An 11,375-nucleotide genomic window follows, 5' to 3' on the forward strand; every position below is an offset into this window, starting at 1 on the left:
GGACGCGCCCGCGAGTCGCCGGCCCGCGCTACCTCACCCGATACTTCGCCAGTGTTTCCTTCAGCTTTTCGATCTCGATCGGTTTGGATAGGTGGTCGTTCATGCCGGATTCCTTGGCGCGCGCCACGTCCTCGATGAAGGCGTTGGCGGTCATGGCGATAATGGGCACCTCGGCGGCGTCGGGTTTATCGCACAGGCGGATGGCGCGCGTGGCCTCGTAGCCGTTCATCTCGGGCATCATGACGTCCATGAGGATGGCGTCGAACGCGCCCGCGGGCTTGGCTTGGAACAGCTCGAGCGCTTCCTTGCCGTTGGCGGCGGTGGTGACCAGCGCGCCGTCATGTTCCAGCAGCGTCTGAGCGATCTCGGTGTTCAGCTCGTTGTCCTCAACCAGCAGGATGCTCATGCCGCAAATGTCGCATTCCTCAGCATCAGCCGACGCTTCCACGGCCTTTTCCGGCGTACGGTTGATTACAAAAGGCAGGTCCACGGTGAACGTGGTGCCCCGGCCCAGCTCGCTTTTCACGGAAATGGTGCCGCCCATGTTCTTTAGGAGGGCCTTCACGATGGGCATGCCCATGCCCGTGCCCTGGTAGTTGCTGCGCGCATCGTCGTTGGCCTGCGCGAACGGCTCGAACAGGTGCTTGAGGAACTCCGGCGACATGCCGATGCCCGTGTCGCTGATGATGAAGCGGTAGACGACCCTGTCCCCGACCAGGTCTATCTGCTCGGCCGAGCAGTGCACGGAGCCGCCGGGCTTGTTGTATTTGATGCAGTTCTCCACCAGGTTCAGGAACACGCGGCGCACGTGCAAGGGGCTTCCGTATACGTTGGGGTAGGCGAAGGTATCCGGGCCGCTGGTGGTCAGCGTGACGTCGCGGCTGCTGGCGCGGATCTGCCCCAGCACGAAGATGTCGCGGCACAGGTCCGTCAGGTTGAACGGCAGGTTCTCAAGCTCAACGGCGTGGTCCTCGATCTTGCTCATCTCCAGGATGTCGTTGATCAGCGTGAGCAGATGGTTGGCCGCCACCTTGGCTTTCTCGCGGTTATGGCTGTTCGCCTCCGCGTCGTCGGGGTGCTGCCCGTTGAGCTCCAAAAGCCCCAAGATGCCGTTGAGCGGTGTGCGGATATCGTGGCTCATGCGGGAGAGGAACGCGGTCTTGGCGGCGCTGGCCTCCTGCGCCCTGCGTTGCGCCTCGCGCGCACTGTGCAGCGCCCACGCCAGGATGGCGATGATGCCCACAAGCAACGCGCCGATGCCCGTGAGGATGGCAACACGGTTGTGCTCGACGAACTGGGCGAACTCTGATTGCCCGTCGGAATAGGAATAATGCGAATACGCGCTTGCCGCGATGTCGTCGGCGGCGCTGACGATGCCCTTGTTCACGATGCTGAGCAGCTGGGCATCGCCTTGCCGCAGCCAGCAGGCAAGCCCGATGCTCTTGGGCATCTCAGCGGTGACCAGGTTGCTCAGATCGACCTCGTCGCGCAGCGTGTCAAGCCCGGTAACGGTCATGATCATGCATGTTGCCTTGCCTGCCTTGATGGCGTCGATGCATGCATGGGCGTCGGGGTATTGCGTGATGGTGGCTTCGGGGTAGCGTACGTGCAGGTCGCTGCTGTCCAGCAGCGAACGGTCGTGGAATGCGATGTTCTTCAGCGCGTCGTCAAGGTTGCCGCCCGTGTAGATGGCCACAAGCGAGGTGGTGGTTACTGCCGACGACTGGATGAACCCCGCCTGCTCGGCAAGCCAGTAGTCCATGTTGATGGGCATGGCCACGTCGATGCTGCTGTCGCGCAGCGCGTTGGTGAGCTCCTTGTTCGACTCGAACGGCACGGCGTTCACCGTGATGCCGTATTGTTTTTTCAGCTTGTCGACCAGGGCGGAAAGCGAGCCCTCGATCTGCCCGTCCTCCCCCTGGTTGGAGAACGGCAGCAGGTTGTCCAAGTACCCGAAGGTGATAGTGTTGCCGTGGTCGGCAAGCCAAGCGCTCTCGGGGCCGTTCAGCGCCGACGATCTGCTGTTGCGCGCGGAATAGCGGGTTTTGACCTCGTCGTTGTAGCGCGGGTTGGTGCTTCTGAGCATGGCCATGGACGTGTTGATGTCGTCCATAAGGTCCTGGCGCGATTTGGGCACGGCGAAGAAGTAGTTGCTCTCGCCCACGGAGAACACGGGCATGGCGTCGGCCGACGAGATGGTGTCGTTCATGATGATGGCGTCCACTTCGCCCGAGGAAAGCGCGTCGAACAGCGCATTGCCGCTGCTGTAATAGCGGTATTCGCAGCTGATGCCCTGGCTCTCGATCCACTGCTTGCCCACCTCGGTTTGCATGACGTCGGGGTTGACGCCGATGGTCATGCCGTCGAGTGCGGCCGGGTTGCCCGCCCCCAGCGCATCGTTGGTGGGTTTCGCGAAGATGTAATAGTGCTCCACGCCCTGAGGATTCGACGAGTACAGCAGCTTCTCGGCGCGCTCGGGCGTGTAGGAGATGTTGGGCATCAGGTCGATCTCGCCGTCCTTGAGCTTCTGTATAAGCTCGGGGAAGGTGCCGGGGACGTACTCGTATTTCCAGCCGGGCGTGTAGTAGGATAGCGTTTGCAGGTACTCGTAGCCCCAGCCGGACATATACTCGCCGGGCATGCCGTTTTGGAAGCCCTGATTGTTGAGCAGCCAGCCCACGCGCACGGTCTTGATCTCGGGGGTGTCGGATTGCGAAGCGGTGCCAGGGGACTCCTCCTGGGCGGAAGCCGGGCAAAGCGGCGCCAGCGAGATGCAGGTGGCGGCCAGTACCGCGCTCAACGCAAGCGCGGCGGCGCGTCGGCCAACGGCGCGGAGCGTGTACGAGTATTTCAAGGCGGTCTCCCCCAAATGACAAGCGCAGAAGCAATGCAGAAGCGATTCTAGCAGATGAACCGGGGAACGCGGGGAGAGCGGCCCCAGCAAAGGCTGCGGAAATGGCAAGGCAGGTGTGGGGGCCGCCTCATGCGGGCTGCGGGGGAATGCGCGCTCGCGCCATCAGGCGAAACGCGGTAAACGTCGGCGGGGGTAAGCGGAAACGCCGCCCGCGGGTCGCGCTCGGGAGCATCCCTTCGCCCGATATGAAACAGCTTTCACAAAGACCCACATAAAACCGCGCTTATTGCAGAAACATGTGCTCTCGGGACATTGCATACGAAGATGTAGGGGGCATAACAGCATTTTTACAACGCAGCAATTATTCTCGTGTATTATTGCGAGATGGAAAACAAGCCGATGGCACGTTTTCCGCATCGTGTCGGGGCCACCGCATCGCTGAAAATGTCGTGCCACCGACACTGCGGCGAAGCCCCATCAGCGCGTTTTTCGTAGGCCGGCACGCCCTGGGCGCGGCGGCCTGCACCATACCAGGGTGCCCTGAACAGCATCGCGTTCGGTGTTCGTTGGCGCCAGGGGAATGAATGCGTTTTCCAACAGCCACCTGCCGCACCATGGCGGGCTGGCGCAGCCATCCCAAAATTCAGGAAGCCAAGCGGAAAGGGGCGGGCCATGTGGTACGTCGTGCAAGTTGAAACCGGCCGCGAGAAGACGGCATGCGACGACATTAAGCAGGCAGCCGAAGACGTGCTGGACGAATGCTTCGTCCCGCAGTACCTGACCGGCAAAAGGCGACCCGATGGCACCTGGATTCCGTCGAAGGAGCGCTTGTTCCCCGGCTACCTGATCTGCGTGACGTCGCAGGTAGATGAGCTGGCCGACAAGCTGCGCCGCGTGAGAAGCCTCACCAAGATCTTGGGAAACGACAACGCATTCATCCCCCTGACCGAAGATGAACGAGCGTGGGTGCAAAAGGTCACCCAAAAAGACCAGCGAACCGTCGGGGAGTCCGTGGGCTACATGGAAGACGGCAAGCTGGTGATCGTGGAGGGCCCGCTAAAGGGCAGGGAAGACTGGGTGCGCAAGGTGAGCCATCGCAAGCGCCTAGCGTATCTGGAAATGCCGATGGGCGGTCGCACCGTGCGAGCCCAAGCAGGCCTGCAAATGGTCAGCAAAGCCCAAGGCAAGCTTTTGGATAGGGAAAAGTGAACGACAGCAGCGTGAAAAGGGAATTCGGAACGACGATGCAAATGCTGAAGGCGGGCGCAATGGCGCCGTTGGAGGCGCCCGTAGACGGGATGGCGCATTCGTAATGACCGGGGAAGCTACAGCTGTTAAGGAATCGACGGGGGGACGCAGGGAACAATGCAACATCGTGGCCATGCCGGAAACCTCGCCGGCCAGCAAAACCTCGACCTGCCACAAGACCGTGCGTAGCGGCACTATCTACGATTTCGACATGCAGGAACGTCGTCGCGAAAGTCTTGAGCGCGCCGAGAAATTGAAGGCGGAACTTGGGGACGAACCCATAACGGGGACCGATGACCGAATCGCCTACCGCTTTGTGAAGCGAGTTTTCGACTTCGCGTTCAGTGCGGCGGTTCTGGTGCTGCTGAGCTGGCTGTTCGTTATCATCGCCATCTTGGTGAAGGTCGACGACCCCAAGGGCCCCGTGTTCTTTAAGCAAACTCGCGTGGGCAAAAACGGCCGCGAGTTCGAGATGCTGAAGTTCCGCAGCATGTGCGTGGACGCCGAGGAGAAGCTGGCAGACCTCAAAGAGCTCAACGAGAAGACCGGACCGGTGTTCAAGATTGCTGAGGATCCGCGCATCACCCGCGTAGGCAAGTGGCTGCGCAAGCTGAGCCTGGACGAGCTGCCGCAGTTCATCAACGTGCTCCTTTCGGACATGAGCGTCGTGGGCCCGCGCCCCGCGCTGCCGAACGAGGTAGCAACCTACAACGACTACCAGCGCCAAAGGCTGCTGGTGAAGCCCGGCATGACCTGCTACTGGCAAACCCGTCGCAACCGCGATTCGATCACCTTCGACGAGTGGGTCGATTTGGATTTGCTCTACATTAAGAAATGCTCCGCCTGGAGCGACATTAAGTTGATTGTTCAAACCGTTGGCGTCGTTTTGACGGCGCAAGGGAGCTGATTGCGTGCAGCACGTGTTTATCGTTGGATCGAAAGGAATACCCGCTAATTATGGTGGGTACGAGACGTTCGTGGAGAAACTCACTGAAAACCAGGTTTCTCCCGATATCAAGTACCACGTTGCGTGCGCCGTAGATTCTCTCGATGAAGTAGGTGAGTTTGAACATAATGGAGCGCATTGCTTCAATGTGCTGCGCAGGCCTGTGGGCGCGGCGAGGGCGATTTTCTATGATATTGATGCGCTGAAGTGGTGCATCGCCTATATCGAGAAGAATCATGTCGAACACCCTATTGTCTATGTGTTGGCGTGCCGCATCGGCCCGTTCTTCGGTAAGTACGTCAAGAAGATTCATGCCTTAGGTGGCGAGGTCTTCGTGAACCCCGATGGCCACGAGTGGAAGCGTGCCAAGTGGAGCGCACCGGTGCGCAAGTATTGGAAGGTCTCCGAGCGCGGGATGGTTAAGCGCGCAGACCTCATGGTGTGCGATTCTAAGAACATCGAGAAGTACATCCGTAAAGAGTACGCCGACCTGATTCCTAAGACGACATTCATCGCCTATGGTGCCGACGTCAAGCGCTCATCGCTCGCCGACAACGATCCGAAGTTTACGGGCTGGCTTACTGAGAAGGGTCTCAAACCCTTCGACTACTACCTAGTGGTGGGACGCTTCGTTCCCGAGAATAACTACGAGACCATGATTCGCGAGTTTATGGCATCCGGCTCCAAGCGAGATTTTGCGCTCGTTACCGGCGTTGACGAGGCGTTCTTAGCCGATCTTGAACAGAAGACGCACTTCAAGGGCGACCCGCGTATCAAGTTTGTTGGGACGGTCTACGACCAGGAGTTATTAAAAAAGATTCGAGAGCAGGCATACGGATATTTTCATGGCCACGAAGTGGGTGGTACCAATCCGAGCCTTCTAGAAGCGCTGGCATCCACTCGTCTGAATCTGCTTTTGGATGTGGGCTTTAATCGCGAGGTTGCAGAGAGCTCCTCGCTGTACTGGACAAAAGAGAGTGGCGATCTCGCTTCACTTATTGAGCATGCTGATGTTATGGGTGAGAACGAAATCGATGTCTTGGACGAAGCTTCCGCGAGTGTTATTCGCAATCGCTATTCATGGCGATATATAACCGACACATATGAGGACCTGTTCCTCGGAAAGAAATAGGCGAATATGAAGGGAATTATCCTTGCGGGTGGCAGCGGAACGCGTCTATATCCGCTAACATCCGTTACGAGTAAGCAATTGCTGCCCGTTTACGATAAGCCGATGATTTACTATCCGCTGAGCACTCTGATGCTGGCAGGTATTCGCGAAATCTTAATTATTTCCACCCCAACCGACTTGCCGAACTTTGAGCGCCTTCTGGGTGACGGTAGTCAATTCGGCGTGAAGCTGTCTTATGCCGTACAGCCTTTTCCTGATGGCCTTGCGCAAGCATTTGTCATCGGTGAAGAGTTTATTGCAGGCGACCCTTGTGCGCTGGTACTGGGCGATAATATCTTTTATGGGAACGGTCTTAGTCGCCACCTGCGCCGCGCGGTCGAAAAAGCAGAGGCTGAGGGCGGCGCAACCGTATTCGGTTACCACGTGGACGACCCGGAGCGTTTTGGCGTGGTTGAGTTTGATAATGACTTTAATGCTGTGTCCATCGAAGAGAAGCCCGAGCACCCGAAGAGCTCCTATGCTGTGACGGGGCTCTATTTTTATGACTCTCGTGTGTGTGAGATGGCAAAGCAAGTGAAGCCCTCCGCTCGCGGCGAGCTGGAGATTACGACTTTGAATCAGATGTATCTAGAAGACGGTACTCTTAGTGTCGTCACCTTGGGTCGCGGTTACGCGTGGCTCGATACTGGCACAATGGAGAGCCTCTACGAGGCTGGTGAGTTCGTGCGCTCGGTTGAGCGCGCGCAGGATTTGCCTGTGTCGGTCCCGGAAGAAATCGCTTACGAGAACGGCTGGATCGACAAGGATACTTTGGCTGCCGCCGCAGAGCGCTACGGCAAAAGCGTCTATGGCCAGCATCTCAAGGCGGTGGCCTCGGGCCTTGTTTCTTCTAAGGAGGACTAGGCTATGGCTGAGACTTTCAAGCCCAAGAACATCATCGTCACGGGCGGCTGCGGCTTCATCGGCAGCAACTTCGTGCACCATGTGGTGCGGGAGCACCCCGATGTGCACGTGACCGTGCTGGACAAGCTGACCTACGCTGGCAACCGCGAGAACATCGCGGGCCTGCCCGCCGACCGCGTTGAGCTCGTGGTCGGCGACATCTGCGATGCGGAGCTGCTGGAGCGCATCGTCCCCGGCCACGATGCCATCGTCCACTACGCCGCCGAGTCCCACAACGACAACTCCATCGCCGACCCCGAGCCCTTCCTGCGCACCAACGTCGAGGGCACGTTCCGGCTGCTCGAGGCGGTGCGCGAGCACGGGATCCGCTACCACCACGTCTCCACCGACGAGGTCTACGGCGACCTGGCCCTCGACGACCCGGCGCGCTTCACCGAGTCCACGCCCTACAAGCCTTCGAGCCCCTACAGCTCCACCAAGGCGGCCTCCGACATGCTGGTGCGCGCCTGGACCCGCACCTACGGGCTTCGCACCACTATCTCGAACTGCTCGAACAACTACGGCCCCTACCAGCACGTGGAGAAGTTCATCCCGCGCCAGATCACCAACATCATCGACGGCGTGCGCCCCAAGCTCTACGGCAAGGGCGAGAACGTGCGCGACTGGATCCACACCGAGGACCACTCGAGCGCCGTGTGGACCATCCTCACCAAGGGCCGCATGGGCGAGACCTACCTCATCGGCGCCGACGGCGAGCGCAACAACATCACGGTCCTGCGCATGATCCTGGAGATGATGGGCAAGGACCCCGACGGCTTCGACTGGGTGCGCGACCGCCCCGGCCACGACCGCCGCTACGCCATCGACTCCACGAAGCTGCAGACCGAGCTCGGCTGGCGCCCGGCGCACAACGACTTCGCCGAGGGCCTGAAGACAACCATCGAGTGGTACCGCGAAAACGAGTCCTGGTGGCGCCCGGCCAAGGCTGCCACGGAGGCGCGCTACAAGGCGCAGGGCCAGTAAGGGGGCAGGCATGTCCGAGATCGAATTCGAGAAGGAGCTCAGGGCCGAGCGCACCAACATCCCCGGGATGCTGGTGTTCGACCTTCCCGTCCACGGCGACTCCCGCGGCTGGTTCAAGGAGAACTGGCAGCGCGCCAAGCAGACAGGGCTGGGCCTGCCCGATTTGGGGCCCGTGCAGAACAACATCTCCTTCAACGCGGAGCGCGGCGTGACCCGCGGCATCCACGCCGAGCCCTGGGACAAGTACATCTCGGTGGCCACGGGCAGCGTCTTCGGCGCATGGGTTGACCTGCGCCCGGGCGAGAGCTTCGGCGAGGTCTACACGTGCGTCATCGACCCCTCCAAGGCCATCTACGTGCCCCGCGGCGTTGGCAACTCCTTCCAGGCGCTCGAGGACGGCACTGCCTACACCTATCTCGTGAACGCCCACTGGTCGGCGGAGCTCAAGAAGACCTACACCTTCGTCAACCTCGCCGACCCCGAGCTCGGCATCGAGTGGCCCATCCCTCTCGACGAGTGCGAGCTCTCCGAGGCCGACAAGCACCACCCGATGCTGAAGGACGCGATCCCCATGGCGCCGCGCCGCACGCTCGTCACCGGCGCCAACGGCCAGCTCGGCCGCGCGGTGCGCAAGCTCGCCGAGGAGCGGGGGGTCGCCGGTTCCTTCGACTTCGGCGACCGCGACGAGTTCGACTTCTCGGACCCCGCCGACTACTCCAAGATCGACTGGACGCTCTACGGCACGGTCATCAACTGCGGCGCCTACACCGCCGTCGACGCCGCCGAGACCCCCGAGGGCAGGAAGGCCGCCTGGGCCGCCAACGCCCAGGGCCCGGCGCTGCTGGCCAAGACGTGCGCCGAGCACGGCATCGCGCTCGTGCACGTCTCCAGCGACTACGTGTTCGACGGCACCGTCGAGGAGCACGGCGAGGACGAGCCCTTCAGCCCGCTGGGCGTCTACGGCCAGACCAAGGCGGCCGGCGACATAGCCGTGGCCAACTGCCCCAGGCACTACATCGTGCGCTCCAGCTGGGTCATCGGCGAGGGCAAGAACTTCGTGCGCACCATGGCGGCGCTCTCGGACCGCTGCGCCGACCCCGATGACGCGCTCAACCGGGTGACGGTGGTCAACGACCAGTTCGGCCGCCTGACCTTCACCCGCGACATGGCGGAGGGCATCTTCTGGCTGCTGGGCTACCGCGACGGCGACAAGGAGCCGAGCAGCCCGTGCGAGCCCGGCACGTACAACCTGACCGGCTCCGGCCGCGTGGCGTCCTGGGCCGACATCGCTTCGAAGGTGTTCGAGCTGCGCAACGGCAACGCCGACGCTGTGAAGCCCGTCGCCACCGCTGAGTATTACGCCAGTGCAAAGGGGCCTGTTTCTCCTAGGCCTGTGTATTCGGCACTGGACGTTACGAAGATTGAGGTGGCAGGATTCGCGACGTGCGATTGGGAAGAGGGGCTGGCTGATTACGTTAAATTGATCGCTAATCTATGTGCATCATTGACAAAAGGAAAAGTGAACGCATGAGCGTGGCATTTGCGAATACAAGGAATTATAAGGGGGATGCGACCACGTCTTATGATTCTAGCTCTATAAAAGCTAATAAGCTATTTGCCAACTTGCTTCTGTTTTTCATTTGCGGGAATATCGCACTTGATTTCGTGGCAGGGCTTTTCGGTGTTAGCTCACTCTCTCAATTTGCGCGAATAATCTTCTTTGCCTTCATGCTGTATGTTGAACTTCGGCTTGACCGCAAAGGCTTCTGTCTGTTGTTTGTCGCTTTGACGCTCGTTGCAATTCAGTCTGTGCTATCCCAAATGCTTTCAGAAGAAGGCATGACCGCATCATCTCTGTTTTATGATTTGGGTATAGGCATAAAGTTCCTCATGTTCTTCACAGTTTATTTCACCGCTAAGAGCTTAATCCGCTGTAATGCGTTGACGGTGGATCAAATTAAGAAGGCGATAGCTATCGCCGCTATATATGCGCCGATTATCTATTTGGGATCTGTTGCATTGGGACTAGGGGGGTCCAGCTATTGGGATGGATCGGGTTACAAAAGTGTGTTTTCCTCATTGAATAGCGTTAACGTATCAATGATTGTTTTATTTGCTTATTCAGCAGAAGCTTTTTTATTTCAGAAGAAAACCCATTGGGTGATTCCCATGGGATTAAACCTTATATCGCTTTTAATGCTTGGAACAAAAGCAGGCTATCTATTTGCATTTACGATTCTGTTTTATTATTTGATGATTCCTCCCGAGACAAGATTAAGAAATGCTGTCATAGGAATACTTATACTATTTGGTCTTGCCTTTGTCTTCAGTCACGTCTCTGCTCTTAGTGAAATGCTGTACAAGGTATCTTCTCGGCAAACCTATTTGTTTGAGAATCGGAGTCTCATTGACTACCTAACGAGTGGACGTACTTGGATGCTTGCCGAAGCGATTGATTTATTTGCTTCTCAGGGCAATCCGTTGAGTTTAATCTTTGGTGGCGGCTATTACTGCTTTCACCATGATTTGGCTAGCTTGAGTGGCTATTTAATGATTGCAAGTGTTAGACCGGTCGAATTCGATTGGGCTGATCTCTTTTTCTCTTACGGGGCTATTGTTACGGTTTTGGTGTACACCTTTTTGCTTGTGAAATTACTTGATTCTTGGCGAGTAAGAAAAGAGAACCGCTTTCAGTTTATTGCTTTATTAGGGATGATTGTCTTTAGCTGTGTTGGCGGCCACGTTCTATTTGAGGCAATTTCATCCGTGACGTTGGGGTCAGTTTTGGCCTGTATAAATGGAGATGGCGATGAACAATAACATGAAGTACGTTATCACCGCCTGTATTGAAGATCGGAGAAACGTCATCACCAAAGGCCAATCTTCATGGATGCGACGTTGCGGCATTGATTTGCTCCTGAAAATGCTGATTCTTTATGTCAATTCAATTGGCAAGTACAATACCTGCGGTTCTGCAATCTATGTTGATGAGATTAATAACATAAGCATGGTTTGCAATCTGCGAGATACAGCGGAAATCGTTGATGCTGATGATGCATTGTTTGTATGTATGCATAGGTGTTCGCCAAAGAAGCATATCAAGTTGGGCGCTGTTTGGTGTATTGCGCAAGCAGTAAATCTAATTGTTTGCGCAATACCTCGCATAGCTAAATTTGTTGGCAAGGATGCTCCCGTTAACGAAAGCTTGGCAACGCTGCTAATTCACCGAATGCATGACTATATAACACGTCTTGGCTATCAACAGCCCT

9 protein-coding genes are annotated in these 11,375 nt (G+C 57.8%); 8 read left to right on the forward strand and 1 reads right to left on the reverse strand.

All coding sequences use genetic code 11. The features are described 5' to 3' along the window. Positions 1–28: 28 nt before the first annotated feature. Positions 29–2,854, reverse strand: a complete 2,826-nt coding sequence (locus SFHG_RS06455; protein ID WP_052297831.1) for an ATP-binding protein — start codon at positions 2,852–2,854, stop codon at positions 29–31. A 672-nt stretch (positions 2,855–3,526) separates the two neighbouring features. Here SFHG_RS06455 and loaP point away from each other — a divergent pair. The 8 genes from loaP to SFHG_RS10775 all read left to right on the forward strand — a co-directional run. Beyond that, entirely contained in the window at positions 3,527–4,063 is a 537-nt protein-coding gene (loaP, locus tag SFHG_RS06460) for an antiterminator LoaP (RefSeq protein ID WP_042435441.1), read from the forward strand. 172 nt (positions 4,064–4,235) lie between these two features. Then, positions 4,236–5,009, forward strand: coding sequence for a sugar transferase (locus SFHG_RS06465; protein ID WP_238318313.1), 774 nt, complete (start codon positions 4,236–4,238; stop codon positions 5,007–5,009). Positions 5,010–5,022: 13 nt separating this feature from the next. Next, entirely contained in the window at positions 5,023–6,180 is a 1,158-nt protein-coding gene (gene cps2T, locus SFHG_RS06470; protein ID WP_238318314.1) for a beta 1-4 rhamnosyltransferase Cps2T, read from the forward strand. A gap of 6 nt (positions 6,181–6,186) precedes the next feature. Next, positions 6,187–7,083, forward strand: coding sequence for a glucose-1-phosphate thymidylyltransferase RfbA (gene rfbA, locus SFHG_RS06475; protein WP_042435447.1), 897 nt, complete (start codon positions 6,187–6,189; stop codon positions 7,081–7,083). Positions 7,084–7,086: 3 nt separating this feature from the next. Next, a complete protein-coding gene (gene rfbB, locus SFHG_RS06480) occupies positions 7,087–8,106 on the forward strand; it encodes a dTDP-glucose 4,6-dehydratase (RefSeq protein WP_042435450.1) in 1,020 nt (339 codons plus the stop codon). 10 nt (positions 8,107–8,116) lie between these two features. Next, positions 8,117–9,637, forward strand: coding sequence for a sugar nucleotide-binding protein (locus SFHG_RS06485; protein ID WP_042435452.1), 1,521 nt, complete (start codon positions 8,117–8,119; stop codon positions 9,635–9,637). Beyond that, positions 9,634–10,926, forward strand: a complete 1,293-nt coding sequence (locus SFHG_RS06490) for a hypothetical protein (protein WP_042435455.1) — start codon at positions 9,634–9,636, stop codon at positions 10,924–10,926. Before SFHG_RS06485 ends, SFHG_RS06490 begins: the two co-directional genes overlap by 4 nt. Continuing rightward, the coding region (locus tag SFHG_RS10775; protein WP_162096561.1) for a hypothetical protein at positions 10,916–11,375 on the forward strand (460 nt) is incomplete at its 3' end. The genes SFHG_RS06490 and SFHG_RS10775, both read left to right, overlap by 11 nt.

The organism is Senegalimassilia anaerobia JC110, from assembly GCF_000236865.1.
Taxonomy (GTDB): Bacteria; Actinomycetota; Coriobacteriia; order Coriobacteriales; family Eggerthellaceae; genus Senegalimassilia; species Senegalimassilia anaerobia.